The organism is Chitinophaga silvisoli (genome assembly GCF_003412465.1).
GTDB lineage: Bacteria > Bacteroidota > Bacteroidia > Chitinophagales > Chitinophagaceae > Chitinophaga > Chitinophaga silvisoli.
The window spans coordinates 249660-265621 of sequence record NZ_QTJV01000004.1; the positions used below are offsets into that span (position 1 = coordinate 249660).

A 15962-nucleotide genomic window follows, 5' to 3' on the forward strand; every position below is an offset into this window, starting at 1 on the left:
ACTTAACGTTACTCTTATACCGGACTAACGTTAAAAAATTGAACCTTTATTATTTAAAACCTATGCTACTGTCGAATGCCGAACGACATTAGCCATATCCGGAGAATGAAACACCAACGCCTAAGCCCTCTTGTCCGCACCTGGTATGCAGCTGCATACACTTGTGTAATGATTCTGCTCTCTGCTTTCAGCGTGCAGGCTCAAAACACAGCAGCATTCACTGCTGATAACTTTACAGGATGTGGAACTGCCTATGTACAATTTATTAATCAGTCTACCACAGGAGGTTCAGCTTCCTGGGATTTTGGGGATGGAGGAGCGAAATCGACCCTCTGGAACCCCACGCGCTCCTTTACTAAACCGGGCACATACACTGTAACTCTTACAGTTACGTTTGCCAACGGCACTACGGGAAGCGCTACCCACACTGTAAATGTATATAAAAAACCAACAGCACAGTTTACTACTGATGTTACGAGCGGTTGTACGCCGCTGCCTGTAAAGTTTACAGACCAGTCGACTGCCGGTGATGGTACTATAAGTAGTATCAACTGGGACTTCGGCGACGGTAACGGGACTACGGGTGCCACTGCCAACTATACTTATACGGTAGGAGGCGATTATGCTGCCACTACTATCGTGACCAACAGTTATGGTTGTACTAACAGCTTTTCCCAGATTATTCATGCAAGCGCCACCCCTGCCCCTGCATTCACCAGCAATACCCAGGGAAGCTGTAAGGCCCCGCTCACGGTTAACTTTACCAACAATACGACTATCAATACTACCGGTAACCCGGCTATCACCTACCTCTGGGATTTCGGAGATGGCAGCACAAGTGCTGATATGAACCCGATTCATACATATACCTCCGAAGGTAAATTCAATGTTACGCTGACGGCCACTTCCGCTGATGGGTGTTCAAAAACGATTTCTCAAACAGCTTATATCCAGATCGCTACTATTGCGGCAGACTTTAGCATCACAGAGAGTCTTTGTAAGGGTACCGTCCTGCATTTTGTCAATACGACTCAGCCAGCTCCACAGAGTGCTACCTGGACTTTCTCTGACGGTGATGTACAAACTACAGTTGACGCAGTCAAGACTTTTAATACCCCGGGAACCTATTCGGTTACTTTATCCGCACTGACCCAGGATGGCTGTCAGGCCAATGTAACCAGGACCTTCACCATCTCTGATATTCCTACTGCGAGTGTTGGGGTTACCCCCACTACTGCCTGTAAAGTGCCTGCTACTTTCAATTTTACCGGTAATACCACCGGCGCTACCGCCTGGCAATGGGACTTTGGAGATGGTGGTACCTCTACTGTAAAAAATACCAGTCACCAGTATAATGCGGAAGGTGCCTTTACCATAACGCTGCAGGCCAGTAATGCTGCGGGTTGTACGGCCACTGCTACCAATACTGTCAGGGTACAGAAACCAATCCTGACCATCGATGGTTTAGCAGAAGGTTGCGTACCACTGGAAGACAAGTTCAGTCCAATCATAGCCTCTGCAGATCCGGTAGTAGGCTGGGCATGGGATTTTGGCGATGGTACAACTTCCACCGATAAAATACCTACTCACATCTTTACACAGGAAGGTAACTATATTGTCACCTTAACCATTACTACGCAGGGCGGTTGTACTCAAAGCGCTTCTATGACAGTGCGGGTGGGTAATCCTGTCAATGTGGATTTTACGGTAGATCAGACCACCGGTTGTCAGCCTACTGTTTTCCATTTTACCAACACCTCTACACCTGCAGGTACTGAGTGGCAATGGACATTCCAGGAAACAAACGGGAATGGTTCTTCTTCTTTGCAAAACCCTACTTATACCTGGACCTCCATTGGTACACATACTGTAATCCTGACTGTGATCAACAATGGTTGCCGGCAGACGCTTACGAAAACGAACCTGATCACCATTTATCCGCCATCAGCGGCATTTACTGTAGCACCGGTGAATTGTACGAATATTTACCAGCGTTCATTTATTGACGGATCTGATTTTGGTACCAGTACTACCAAATTATGGAACTGGGATTTTGGTGACGGCAGCAGTTCTACCATTCAAAACCCAACACATGTATATGCTAAGGGTGGTACTTATACAGTTACCCTCACCGTGGATAATGGTAGTTGTCAATCCGTATACAGCACGACTGTTACCATAATAGACGAAACACCAAAGATCTATGCAGATGTTACGACTATCTGTAAAAATGGTACTGTTAACTTTGCAATGGATCCCGTAAGCGCTAATCATTTTGCCACCTATCTCTGGAAGTTTGGGGACGGAGCTACCTACACTACAGCGGCACAGGGACCTATCGGTTATGTATATCCAACTCCTGGCGATTATACGGCCAGCCTGGAATTGACCGATATATATGGTTGTCCGCATATTTCCAATACCATTCCTATTTCAGTGAATGGTGCAAATGCGAAGTTCTCTATTGAAACCAGGCAATGTAAGGGTATTGCGATCACCTTCACCGATGAGTCAACTACTAAAACAGGCAATACGATTGTATCCTGGACATGGGATTACGGTGATGGTTCTACGCCTGAAGTATTTACCACTGCTACTCCTACTGTAACACATACTTATACAGCTATCAACAATTATCCTGTGACCCTGACAGTTAAGGATAATACTGGTTGCGAAGACAGTTATACCGCTACTGCCCGCGTGGCAAATATCATTGCAGCATTTGGCGGCCCGGATAGTATAGCATGTCTGAACACTCCTTATCAGTTCTCTAACTCTTCCATCACCACACCACTTACTTACCAGTGGGATTTCGGTGATGGCACGACCAGTACTGATGCCACACCTGCACATACTTATACAGTGCCTGGCAAGTATACCGTATCGCTGATGATTGAAGGTACTACCGGTTGCCGCGATACGATCACTACTGTAGATTACCTGCGTGTACCAAACCCGATAGCAGATTTCAGCTTCCCTGCTGTAGCTGCGGATGTTTGTCCACCGGTAAAAATTCAGTTTACCAACCTCTCTTCCGATTATGTAAGTTCTGCCTGGAGTTTTGGGGATGTCAGCTCTTCTACTGAGCAGGATCCGCTGCACAACTATATCAAGGCAGGTACTTTCGGCATAACCCTTACTGTTTATTCACAGGGTGGCTGTGCGAGTGCTGTAGCAGGACCTAAAAATATTTTTATCGATGGGCCCAATGGTAGTTATACCGTAACACCGGAAACAGGTTGTTATCCACTTGCGGTAACAATGAATGCTAACTCTACATCGGCTATTAAATACATCTGGGACTTTGGGGATGGTCATTCTGAAACCACGACTACCCCTACTTCTCCTGCTTACACTTATCCACAGGAAGGTGTGTACTATCCTGTAGTATTGCTGGAAGATGCCCGCGGATGTCGTGTTGCAGCAGATGGTGAATCCAAAGTAATTGCTGATAAAGTCACTGCTAATTTCGGCACGGATGTGACCCAGGCTTGTGATGGCGGCACTGTACTCTTTTCAGATTCTTCTCACAGCGTATCATCTGAACTGGGGATGGATATGACTTATGCCTGGGATTTTGGTGTCACTACCAAAACTGATGATGTAGGTACAGGTCCGGCACCTTCTTATGTATATGATGCACCGGGTACTTACAATGTAACGCTGACTACGACGAGTGCCTATGGTTGTGTGAACACCATTCAAAAAGAAATTGTAGTAGAGCCTAAGCCGGTAGCATCTATAGATGCAGCAGGTCCATTGTGTACGGGTACTACCCTGCAACTGACCGGACATGAGTCTAAAAATATTCCAGATACCAAATGGAGCTGGGATATCCTGGGGCAAAACTATTTAGTTCAAACACCGCCTGCTACGACATTCAACCAATCAGGTGACCAGGTAATCACCCTGACCATTACTACTGCCAGCGGTATTTGTAGCAGTACTGCTACGCAGACTATCAGTGTAGTAGACTATCCTGCGCTGAATCCGGATCCCGTAAGTGCAAGTCTGTGCCGGGGGGGTTCGCTCACGTTGCATGCGAATACTGATGCTGATGCAACTGTGACCTGGACAGATTATAAGATTAATGATAGTCATAGCGCCAATCCTGTGATCACGCCTGACATTGATACGACTTATCATGTAAAAGTGGAGAATGCGGCGGGGTGTGCCAAAGAAGCGGATATTCCGATTGTGGTATCTCAGCCGTTTACAGTAACAGCTACTGATACCTTTATCTGTAAAAATGGTTCTGCACAGCTGCATGCTTCCGGAGCGGTAACTTACCAATGGTCTCCGGCTACAGGGCTGAGCAACCCTTCAGGACAAAATCCAATGGCATACCCTGATACGACGACCACTTATACAGTAACTGGTTATGGTAAGGATGCCTGCTTTACTTCGCAGGCACTTGCAGTAGTCACTGTACATCCGCTGCCTGAAGTGAATGCAGGTCCGGATATCACATTGGCTACGGGTAGCAGTTACCAGATTCCGGTGGTAGGTAGTAATGATATTACAACTGTAGAATGGTGGCCTGTGAATTACCTGGATTGTGTGGATTGTCTGAAGCCGACAGCGACACCAAAAACTACGACTACCTATACAGTAACGGCGACCAATGCATATGGCTGTAAGGGTGTGGATGATATCACGATCAAGATGGTGTGTGAATCAGGCAATACCTGGCTGCCGAATACTTTCACGCCTAACAATGATGGACAGAATGATATTTTCTACATCAGGGGGCGTGGTATCAAGACGATTAAATCATGGAGAATATATAACCGTTGGGGACAATTAGTATTTGAAAGGACAAACTTTAGTGTTGAAGATCCTACGAGCGGATGGGATGGAAAAGTAAAAGGTGTGCCTGTGAACCCGGATGTGTTTGTATATGTGGCCGAAGTGGTCTGCGATACGAATGAGGACTTTACCCTGAAGGGTAACGTAATGCTGTTACGATAAACAGTGATTACCATATTCCTATTTAAAAATTTGCCAAGCATGAGAAGGAATTGTAGAAAGCTGTTTGTGGCACTTTGTTTATGTCTGAGTTCCAGACTAATGGCGCAGGATATTCACCTGTCGCAGTTTTATGAGACCCCCATTCTGCGAAACCCCGCACTGATAGGTCTTTTCAATGGCGATTACCGGGTACAGGCAGTGTACAGGAATCAGTGGAATAGTGTGACGATTCCTTATCAAACGGGTGCTGTGAGTGGGGAGCTGAAATTCCCGATAGGTCGTGGGGAGGACTTCCTTACAACAGGTGCACAGTTTACCTACGACAGAGCGGGTACTGCCAAATTGCAGGCCGTACAGATCCTGCCGGCGATCAACTACCATAAGTCACTGAGTGAGGTGAAGAACATGTTCCTGTCAGTGGGCTTCATGGGTGGATTTGTGCAGAGACAATTTGATGCCACTAAGCTCACGTTCAATAACCAGTATACGAATGGGCGTTATGATCCTACCGTTGCTTCCGGCGAAGAAGGCAGATTAGCGCTGCGTGGATATGGCTATTGGGATGCTGGTGCTGGCATCAGTTTCAACAGTACCATCGGTGAAGATGTGAATTATTATATAGGGGCGGCCTTGTTTCACTTCAATCGTCCAAGAGTGTCTTTTTATAAAGACAACAGTATTACGATGGATCCCAAGTATACTTTCAATGCGGGTATTACCATCCCGATGGAAGACAGGTTGAAACTGATAGCGCAGTATAATGAGATTCATGAAGGCGCTTATTCGGAGTATAATGGTGGCGCGATATTAGGGTATATGTTATACAATGAGGGCCTGGAAAGTACCCGGGGCATTTATGGGGGAGTGTTTGTACGCTGGGGAGATGCCGTGATACCAACCATGCGCCTGGATATGGACAAGTACGAGATCAGTATGACGTACGACTGTAACATTTCAAAACTAAAAACGGCGAGTCAGAGTTTTGGGGGATTTGAGTTAGCACTGGTATTTAAAGGATTCCTGAATAGCAGGAATAGTACCCTGGATGCCGTGCATTGTCCAAGATTTTAATTCCCTTATTAATCCTTTACTATATTTGCCCGTCTAAAAAATTATAAAATGAGCATCGCAATCGGCACAAAGGCACCAGCATTTTCTCTGAATGATACAGAGAAGAAGAAAGTAACCCTGGAAGATTTCAAAGGACAGAACCTGGTTATCCTGTTCTTTCCGCTGGCATTTACCAGTGTATGTACAGCAGAGCTGTGCAGTGTAAGAGATTCCCTGGCTACGTATAATGGTTTGAATACAGCAGTAGTTGGTATTTCTGTAGACTCACCGTTTACCCTGGGTAAATTTAAGGCAGAGCAGAACCTGAACTTCCCGTTGTTGTCTGACTTCAACAAAGAAGCATCTCAGGCTTATGGTGCTTATTATGACAATTTCGTACTGGACCTGAAAGGGGTTTCCAAGAGAGCAGCTTTCGTGGTAGACAAAGAAGGTACTGTGAAGTATGCACAGGTGCTAGAGTCTGCTGGAGATCTGCCTGATTTTGAAGCAATTAAGAAAACACTGGCTGATTTGCAATAAAAATTGCCGAAAAGCGTTAATTTTTGTTAAAAACTAATGGCAGTGCTTCCTTTTTGGCCTGCCATTTGTTATTTTTACAATAGGAAATTGGATAATGCGGGTTTCACTATAATAATATATTATATAATATGATAGATTATTTTATTGTGCCAGCCCCGCTATTTTAGAACGAAAATTAATAGATATTCGAAAAAATCTTTATCTTTACGGGTATGTGGAAAACCTTTACTCTTTTACTTACATGTTTTATGCTTCTGACCACCCTGGTTACCAGGGCGCAGACGTATAAACCTGCTTCATCAGGTACTGATGGGGGGAGTAAAATTGTGAAGTTGTATCCTAATCCTGCATCCTCGAGAATAAATTTTGAATTACAGCATAATAACGAACAGGTTTATGATCTTATTGTATTCAATTTTCTCGGAAAGATGGTGAGCCAGATAAAGAATGTGAGTAATAAGACAACGGTGGAGCTGGATGGGTATTATAGTGGGTTGTATATATTCCAGTTGAGAGACAGGCAGGGAACCCTGGTGGAGTCGGGGAAATTTAATGTGGTCAAGTAGTTTATAAAGATATTTAATAAAAAGGCTGTCTCGCGACAGCCTTTTTTATTTGTAGTTTATTCGATCTAAATTATTGCACCTCAACGATCAGGAACTTCAGATAAGTGGTGTTTTCGATATTCCATAAAATCGGATGGTCCTGGGCCTGTGTCTGGAAAGTTACCTGTCTCAACTTCTTCTTCGCATCTTTCGCAGCCATATCAATGATTTCCAGGAACATAGACGGCGGCACCAGGTTGGTACAAGATGCTGTCACCAGGAATCCACCTGGTTTCAGTAATTTCATCCCTCTCAGGTTGATTTCTTTATAACCTGTGATCGCCTTCTGGATATTCTCGCGGCTCTTGGTGAATGCCGGTGGATCCAGGATCACCACGTCAAACTTCTTCTCCTCTTTTGTCCACTGTTTCAACACATCAAATGCATTGACAGCCTGGAACTTACATTTATCTTCCAGATTATTCAATTGTGCATTTCTGCGGGCGGTATTCACAGCATGTTCAGAAATGTCCAGGCCTAATACGCTTTTAGCGCCATAGTACCCTGCATGACAGGAGAAAGTACCGGTATAGCAGAATGCTTCCAGTACATCCGCATCTTTTACAATGTGCTGAATGGCCCGGCGGTTATCCTGCTGATCCAGGAAGTAACCCGTCTTCTGACCGTTTTCGATATCTACATGGAACTTCAGTCCATTTTCATTCAGAATGATATTGGTATCGAAAGGTGCACTCAGGAAACCTTTCTGCTGTTGCATACCTTCCAGCTCTCTTACTGGCACATCATTTCTCTCATAAATGCCTTTGGGGGAAAAAATCCTGTTCAGGGCATCTACTATAGCGCCTTTCCACTTATCCATACCCAGTGCAAGGGTCTGTAATACAAAGTAATCGTTGAACTTATCGATGACAAGGGCCGGCATTTCGTCAGCTTCGCCAAATACCAGGCGGCAGTTTTCCACATATCCGATTTGCTGGCGGTATTTCCATGCCTTGAGGAGCCGGCGGTAAAAGAATTCCGCATCGATCGTCTCATTTTTGTCGCGGGTCAGGAGGCGGACAAGGATCTGGGATTGCGGATTAATATATCCTCTACCCAGAAAGAAGCCCTGATGCGTGAATACATCCACAATATCACCTGCATCTACCGGTCCCTGGATCTCTCCGACTTCATTCCCGAAAATCCACGGATGGCCTTGTAGTACGCGGTTCTGTATTTTTTTCTTTAAAAAAACTTTGGTCATTATCAATAGTTCGAAGGCGCAAAGGTAAGAAACGGGGAGGAAATTATCGGAAAGGGGGCATTATAGCTTATTCGAACAAGCATCGAACTAGCGTCGAACAAGACGTGGACTTAAGGTGGAGTCAGAATAGTATCAGTGGGGGACGAACTTCCAAAATGACATCTTTCAGGAAGGGCTTTGTCATTTTGGCGGCATTTGATTGCTTGGCAAGTTAATTGTCTGACGTACCTTTGTAAATTTACATTTAATAAACGAAAACATTACCATATGCAGACAAACGAACAGGACACCGAAAAGGGTAAAGGCATGCCAGATATTAATGCGGATGAGAACCTGGCTGGCACTACCCACCTTAACGATGCCTTGGCGGATGAAAGCGAATTCGACAAGAAACAACAGGAACTGGACGAGATGAAGGATAAATACCTCCGTCTGGTTGCAGAGTTTGATAACTTCAGAAAACGCACTGCCAAAGAGAGGATTGAGTTAATGCAGACTGCCAATAAAGAGACGATTGTCGCTTTGCTGGATGTGCTGGATGACAGTGAGCGTGCTGCCAAACAGCTCGAAAACACTACCGACATTAATGCTATTAAAGAAGGCGTTATGCTGGTATTCAATAAATTGAAATCAACACTACAAGCCAAGGGCCTGAAACCTATGGAGAATTTGCATAAAGAATTTGATGCTGATCTTCACGACGCTGTCACAGAAATTCCTGCACCTACTGAGGAACTGAAGGGGAAAGTACTGGATGAGTTGCAAAAGGGCTATATGCTGAATGACAAATTGATCCGTCATGCCCGGGTTGTAGTGGGAAAATAAGGTGACTTTCTGACAGAATAGTTTTTCTTTAACCATGCCGGCGCAATGCCGGCTTTAGTGCGATATATGTCTACCAAAAGAGATTATTACGAAATACTGGGCGTCGCCAAGTCTGCCTCCCAGGATGAAATTAAAAAAGCCTACCGGAAGGTAGCTATGCAGTACCATCCTGACCGCAATCCCAATGATAAGGAAGCAGAAGAAAAATTTAAGGAGGCCGCTGAAGCCTATGAAGTATTGAGCGATGCGGATAAACGCGCCCAGTATGACCGTTTTGGTCACGCGGGTATGGGTAACCGCGGTGGTTACGGTGGCGGTAACATGAACATGGATGATATCTTCTCCAACTTTGGAGACATTTTCGGAGACGATATCTTCGGCAGCTTCTTCGGTGGCAACCGTGGTGGCGGTGGTGGAGGCAGACGTGGCAGAGGTACACGTGGCTCCAATCTCCGTATTAAGATCCGCATGACCTACGAAGAGATCGCTAAAGGTGCCAACAAGAAAATAAAAGTTAAAAAGCATGTACCCTGTCAGCATTGTGGCGGACTGGGTGCGAAAGATAAAAATGCTTTCCAGACCTGTAATACCTGTCATGGGTCCGGCCAGGTCAGGAAAGTGACACAGACATTCCTGGGTCAGATGCAGACTGTAGCTACCTGTCCTACCTGTCATGGCGAAGGCCAGATCATTACCAGCAAGTGTGGTCACTGTAAAGGTGAAGGCCGTATGTATGGTGAAGAAATGGTCAGCATCGATATACCTGCAGGTGTACAGGAAGGTATGCAGCTGAGCATGAGTGGCAAAGGTAATGCAGGCGAAAGAGGTGGTGCTCCCGGGGATCTGCTGATCCTGATCGAAGAGGAACCACATCCGGAACTGCAGCGTGACGGTCTGAACGTGGCTTATGACCTGTACATTTCATTCCCTGATGCGGTATTTGGTACTTCTGTAGAGGTGCCTACCATTGATGGAAAAGCGAAGATCAAGATTCCTGCAGGCACACAATCCGGTAAGATTTTCAGACTGAAAGGCAAAGGATTCCCTTCTGTAAACTCTTATGAGAAAGGCGACCAGCTGATCCATGTGAATGTATGGACACCTCAACAGGTGAGCAATGAAGAGAAGTCTTTCCTGGAAAAGGTGCAGAACTCGGATAATTTCCAGCCAAAGCCGGAGAAGTCAGAAAAAGGATTCTTTGAGAAAGTAAGAGATATTTTTAGTTAAGTGATAGCCGTTATTTGTACGGCCTTCAAAAACCGTTGATTGCTATGCGATCAACGGTTTTTTCGCTTTTTAGCTATAATTTTACCGCACATGTTCGATCCTTCCAAATTACAAATGCTAGAAAACCGGCTGGTAAAGGTTTATCGCCATATTGGGAAAATCGCCCGCCGCCAGAATATTACCTGTTTCAGGGTGTATGACGATGATATCAATGAATTTCCATTCAGTATTGATCGTTATGACGACCACGTTTATGTATCTGAATACACCCGCCCCCATGGGATGGATGAGGAGACGCATGAAAACTGGCTGGATAGTTCATTGGAAGTAATTGCTAAAGTGCTGAATGTACCGCTTGGCAACATCTGGGTAAAGCAGAGACAGCGAAAAGTGAGCAGACAGGAGCAGTATGAGAAGGTATCTTTTGAAAACCATGAGGTAGTGGTACATGAGGCCGGGCTGAAGTTCAAGGTGAATCTATCCGATTACCTGGATACCGGGCTATTTCTGGATCACCGCATTACCAGGGGCATGGTTCGGGAATCTGCAAAAGATATGAGGGTATTAAACCTTTTTTGCTATACAGGGTCTTTTTCTGTGTATGCTGCAGCAGGTGGCGCGAGTGAAGTGGTGTCTGTAGATTTGTCTAAGACCTACCTGGCATGGGCGGAAGAGAATATGCAGCTGAATGACCTGAAGGGCAACTTCCAGTTTGTACATGCAGATGTGTTGCAATACCTGGATACCCTGCCTGCTGATTATTTTGATTTGGTGGTGCTGGATCCTCCTACCTTTTCAAATAGCAAGCGTATGAAGGAGTTCCTGGATATTCAGCGGGATCATGTGGCTATCCTGAATAAGGTGTTGCATGCTACGAAGCCAGGAGGAGTGGTTTACTTTAGTAATAACTACCGTAAGTTTCAGTTAGAGACAGATCAGATCCAGGCAAGTGTAATTAAGGATATTACCGGGCAAACCATGCCGTTTGATTTTCAGCAGAAGCTGATTAGAAAATGTTTCAGGATCACTAAATAAGGTTTCCGGATTACTGGTTTTGGATTACTGGTTTTTGGATTACTGGTTTTTGGATTACTGGTTTTTGGATTACTGGTTTTTGGATTTACTGGTTTCTGGATTACTGGTTTCTGGATTACTGGTTTCTGGATTACTGGTTTTTGAATACTAAAAACGTTTCAGGATTACTAAATAAGGCAAGATCACACGATGAAGATATTGGTAGCCGGAGATTTCGAGCCAGACTACAACCGTACAAAAATTATCCTGGATGGTTTGCGGACTATTCCTGCTGTGTCCCTTTCTTTTTACAATTACAAAGAGAAGAGTAAATGGAATTTTGCAGCGCTGCGCAAAGCCTGTAAGGAGGCAGATATCATTTTTCTACCTGCTTTTACACACCAGGATGTGGCGGCCATTAAAATCCTCTCCGGCAAACCCATCTTGTTTGATCCCCTCATCTCCCGCTATCTTTCCAAGGTATTTGATTATAAGAAAGTCAGCAGGTTTTCTCCAAGAGCATTGAAGAACTACCTGAAGGACAGGATTTCTATGCAGCTGGCAGACCTCGTCATGTGCGACACCTCCTGCCACAGGGATTATTATCATCACACTTTCAGCATTCCGCTGCACAAACTACATGTGGTACCTGTGGGTGTGAATACGGATGAATTCCCGCCTGCCCCGGCATTAGGTGAGCGGGATACTTTCGTGGTGGGGTTTTATGGCGGCTTTATTCCTTTGCAGGGTACACGTATGATCGTGGAAACGGCGAAGCTATTAAAGGAGCATGCAGATATCCATTTCCGGCTGATTGGAAATGGATTTGAGTATAAAGTAATCCAGCAATTAGTAGCGTCTTATCAATTGGGAAATATTTCTTTACCAGGTTGGGTAGCTTATGATCAACTGGCTGCTGAAATGAATAATTTTGATGTTTGTCTGGGGATTTTTGGAGAGACATTGAAGGCGGATCTCGTGATCCCTAACAAGATCTTCCATTATGCTGCGCTTGAAAAAGCAATGATCAGCAAAGAGTCCCCGGCTATCAGGGAGATATTTGAGGATGGAAAGGATATCTTATTAACAGCAAATACAGCAGAGGCGATTGCGGAAAAGATCCTTTTATTAAAGAATAATGGCGCTCTCAGAGCGCAACTGGCGCAAGGGGCTTATGAAACAATCCGGACAAAGTATAATCATCGGGCGATTGGACAACTGGTATATGAGCTGGCCCGGCAACTTATGCCTGCGTAGCCTGCATATGCGACACCGGTTTTTCGAACCTGGAAAGGTCAATTCCCGCTCCCATTTCATACAATAATTCCAGGTAAGAACGGGTGATGCATGATAAACTATGTCTTTCTGTTGTATATGCAAAGGCCCTTCTGGCCACGGACTCTCTCCTGGCTGGTTCTTCCAGTAAAGACTGGATACCGGCCGCCAGTTGTTCCGGGTGATGTACTTCGCAGGATACTGCTCTCCCACCCTGCACAAGATCTGACAAGCCACCGGCATTGGTAGAGACTACAGGTACCCTGTACATAAAGGCATCCAGCACACTACTTCCCAGGCCTTCCTGTTCAGAGCTCATCGTAAAGATGTCGAGTACGGAAAAGATGTCTTCAACATTTTCATAAAAGCCCATCAGTTTATACACATCTCCCAGGCCATATTCTTCTATTTTATCCCGCATTTGCTGTTCCAGTTCCCCAGTTCCAAAGTGAAGGAATACAAAGTCACGACGAACGGCAGCCAGTTTGCGGATGGCCTCGATCATGGTTAGGGGATCTTTGTGTTGCACAAGCGCGGCGGTGGTACCGATCAGGTGTAGGGAAGGATCGACACCGGCATCGCGGAGAATCTGTTCTGCCCTGAGTTTGTCCAGCTTTTTAGCTATAATGGCACTGGAAATCAGGCGAACATCTTTAGCTCCGAAGTCTGTGAGAATATGTTTGATTGCATTGCTGATCGCAATGACCTGATCAGTCAGCTTATATTTGAATAAGGTCATTTTACCATGGGGAACAAAATCCACGCGACGGGTGAAAATGATTTTAGCCCTGTGAAAGGGCTTGGAAAGAATAGCATAAGTCAGGATATGAGAAGATTGCGCATGAAGTACATCATAACGGCTTCCTTTAAAGATCAGGAAGAAGAGTGCGCCAAAAATATTGGCAAATGAATGGGTTTTAAATCCTTTTTCGTTTGCCTTTTTTTCCAACGGGTAGTTTTTTCTACATAGTAATTCTACATTCAGGCCGGCATCTTTGAATCCGGACATTGTATACATAGTCTGCCGCTCTCCTCCTCTCCATCCACGCTCGAAGTTTAGTTCAAGAATCTTAACTGACTTGCTATGCATTGGTCTCCGTTTTAGTTCAGTTCACAATAGGTCGAAATAACAAGAGGTTAGATATTTTCAGCGAACAAAGTTTAAATCAAGGGTTACACCTTTAACAAAGTTTAACAGTTGAGGCAGTAAATCCACGAAACATGTAGAAATGTAAATCAAGCAGATATGGTTATGCTCAGGACTTTTCTAGTTAACGTTCTTGTTCTTTTTCAGGTCTTTAACCAGCTTGATAAATTCTTTGCGGTAATTTCCAGGATCATCGCCCAGTGCTCTCTTAGCGATCTCCAATACCATTTTGCTGTCACCTTCCCCTTTGTAAGCAGAATGTCGTAAAATCATGCCACATAATGCGACTGAGGATGCAAAACGAAAATCAGGATCGGCATCTTCAAAAGCGACACAGGAATCAGGGATTTGATGCCAGATGGTATGGAAAGAGGAATCGGTGGGGACTTGATAATTGATTTTGATTTTAGCCAGAAGGCTGTCTGCGGGATTAAAAACGACATCGGTATCCCGAAGGCTATGACTACCTTCGGTTCCGGGCACTATTTCATACATAGCGAGGGCACAATGCCCCGCTCCTACAATGCCTCCGGATACCCTGCCCCCGGTAGTATCTGCGTTACTGATTACTTTATTTTCATAGCCGATCAGGCGATAAGATTTCACCATTCCGGGATTGAAGTAGACTTCTGCCTGCACATCTTTGGCGACGGTGAAGAGGGTACCGCCAAATTCACGGGCAAAGATCTTACTGGCTTCTTCGAGGTTGTCGATGTAGGCGAAGTTGCCATTGCCTTTGCTGGAAAGTGTCTGGAGCTTGCTGTCCTTATAGTCACGCATACCGAAACCGAGGCAGGTAAGGAGTACGCCACTTTCTTTCCTGCTCACGATGAGTTGTTCCATATCTACGTCACTGGTCTGCCCTACATTGAAATCGCCGTCAGTAGCCATGATTACGCGGTTGTTACCATCTTTGATAAAATTATCCTGTGCCAGCTGATAAGCGAGTTTGATGGCAGCTTCTCCTGCGGTAGCGCCACCTGCACTGAGGTTGTCGATAGCATTAAGGATTTTATCTTTCTGATCTCCTGAGGTACTGGGCAGGATTATGCCTGGGGCACCTGCGTAGGCAACGATAGCAACGTGGTCGTTCTGTCTGAGATTATTCACCAGGATGCGGAAAGCGGCCTGCAGTAGGGGTAGTTTATTGGCGGGTGCCATGGAGCCGGAGGCATCGATCAGGAATACAAGGTTGCTGGGAGGCAGGCTATCTGTATGCATCACAGCGCCTCTAACGGCGATTTGCAGTAAACGGTGTTCTGGTTTCCAGGGGCAGGTACCGTAGCTGCTGTAGATGGCTAAGGTTTGGTCCCTGGGGGGAGGGGGATAGTGGTAGGTGAAGTAGTTGAGCATTTCTTCGATGCGCACAGCATCTACGGGGATTTTTTCTTTGAGTCGGATGAAGCGGCGGATATTGCTATAGGCGGCCCTGTCTACATCTACGGCGAAGGTAGAGTGGCTGCGGATCAGGGTTTTCATGAATTGATTTTCGTACAGGGTGCCGTAGGTTTCGTCGAAGAAGACGCGGGTACCCATGCTGGTATTGCCATAGTTTGGATTGGAGCCATTGGAGGAGCGGTCACGGGCAATAGCTTTGGCTTTGGCGATGGCATCTTTTGGGTTGTCGATGGCATCCAGTTGGACGAGGATACGGTTGTACACACCTACGGGAACCCGTTTAGGGCGGTATTTGTCCAGTTGGAAGAGTAATATAGCGTCCTGGGAAGGCACCGCAATCCGAAAAAGTCCATACTGATTGGTAGCGACTTTTGCGGTATCATTGATCACTGAGATTAATACACCGGGTAAGGGATTGTGTGAAATACTGTCCTCTACGGCTCCGGTGATGTAAATTTTCTGTGCATTCGCAGGTACAAGGATTAGCAGGCTGGCGAGCAGCATCAGGAGCTTTTCCATTGGAATTCTGCATCAGTTAGTGTAATATAAGCAAAAAATCCCTTCTGTTTTTAGGCAGAAGGGATTTTCTGAAATATTAGTGGGCCTGCGGAGGTAGGGAGATTTTCTTTTTTTTGCTAATGCCGGAGGGCGTTTTTTGCTGGAAAAAGAACCTACCTCTTTTGCTAAGGATTAAGTTCCTTCGAAA

At 45.4% G+C, this 15962-nt stretch carries 11 protein-coding genes; 8 read left to right on the top strand and 3 right to left on the bottom strand.

Features of this window, described 5'->3' with window-relative positions; all coding sequences use genetic code 11:
• Nucleotides 1-105 precede the first annotated feature (105 nt).
• The 4 genes from DXN04_RS35690 (at nt 106) to DXN04_RS13115 (ending at nt 7127) form a co-directional block, all read left to right on the top strand.
• Nucleotides 106-4971 (top strand): PKD domain-containing protein, encoded by a 4866-nt coding sequence (locus DXN04_RS35690; protein WP_158568994.1) that lies wholly within the window; start codon nt 106-108, stop codon nt 4969-4971.
• 39 nt (nt 4972-5010) lie between these two features.
• A complete protein-coding gene (locus tag DXN04_RS13105) occupies nt 5011-6042 on the top strand; it encodes a PorP/SprF family type IX secretion system membrane protein (protein WP_116853806.1) in 1032 nt (343 codons plus the stop codon).
• A gap of 48 nt (nt 6043-6090) precedes the next feature.
• Nucleotides 6091-6561, top strand: a complete 471-nt coding sequence (locus DXN04_RS13110; protein WP_116853807.1) for a redoxin domain-containing protein — start codon at nt 6091-6093, stop codon at nt 6559-6561.
• Nucleotides 6562-6809: 248 nt separating this feature from the next.
• The gene (locus tag DXN04_RS13115) at nt 6810-7127 is read left to right on the top strand and encodes a T9SS type A sorting domain-containing protein (protein ID WP_158568996.1); all 318 of its coding nucleotides are present in this window, start codon (nt 6810-6812) and stop codon (nt 7125-7127) included.
• A 70-nt stretch (nt 7128-7197) separates the two neighbouring features.
• Here DXN04_RS13115 and DXN04_RS13120 read toward each other — a convergent pair whose 3' ends face one another.
• The gene (locus DXN04_RS13120; RefSeq protein ID WP_116853809.1) at nt 7198-8370 is read right to left on the bottom strand and encodes a class I SAM-dependent rRNA methyltransferase; all 1173 of its coding nucleotides are present in this window, start codon (nt 8368-8370) and stop codon (nt 7198-7200) included.
• 267 nt (nt 8371-8637) lie between these two features.
• Between DXN04_RS13120 and DXN04_RS13125 the strand changes: the two genes are divergently transcribed.
• The 4 genes from DXN04_RS13125 to DXN04_RS13140 all read left to right on the top strand — a co-directional run bounded on the left by DXN04_RS13125 (nt 8638) and on the right by DXN04_RS13140 (nt 12693).
• On the top strand, nt 8638-9195 hold the full coding sequence (locus DXN04_RS13125; RefSeq protein WP_116853810.1) for a nucleotide exchange factor GrpE: 558 nt from the start codon (nt 8638-8640) through the stop codon (nt 9193-9195).
• A 66-nt stretch (nt 9196-9261) separates the two neighbouring features.
• Nucleotides 9262-10422: a molecular chaperone DnaJ gene (dnaJ, locus tag DXN04_RS13130; RefSeq protein WP_116853811.1), complete on the top strand. Its 1161-nt coding sequence runs from the start codon at nt 9262-9264 to the stop codon at nt 10420-10422.
• Nucleotides 10423-10536: 114 nt separating this feature from the next.
• Nucleotides 10537-11457 (top strand): class I SAM-dependent methyltransferase, encoded by a 921-nt coding sequence (locus tag DXN04_RS13135; protein WP_233525587.1) that lies wholly within the window; start codon nt 10537-10539, stop codon nt 11455-11457.
• Nucleotides 11458-11646: 189 nt separating this feature from the next.
• Nucleotides 11647-12693: a glycosyltransferase family protein gene (locus DXN04_RS13140; protein ID WP_116853813.1), complete on the top strand. Its 1047-nt coding sequence runs from the start codon at nt 11647-11649 to the stop codon at nt 12691-12693.
• Here the strand turns inward: DXN04_RS13140 and DXN04_RS13145 are convergent.
• On the bottom strand, nt 12680-13801 hold the full coding sequence (locus DXN04_RS13145; protein ID WP_116853814.1) for a glycosyltransferase family 4 protein: 1122 nt from the start codon (nt 13799-13801) through the stop codon (nt 12680-12682). The two genes, DXN04_RS13140 and DXN04_RS13145, sit on opposite strands and share 14 nt — an antisense overlap.
• Nucleotides 13802-13978: 177 nt before the next feature.
• Nucleotides 13979-15775, bottom strand: coding sequence for a YfbK domain-containing protein (locus tag DXN04_RS13150; RefSeq protein ID WP_116853815.1), 1797 nt, complete (start codon nt 15773-15775; stop codon nt 13979-13981).
• Nucleotides 15776-15962 lie beyond the last annotated feature (187 nt).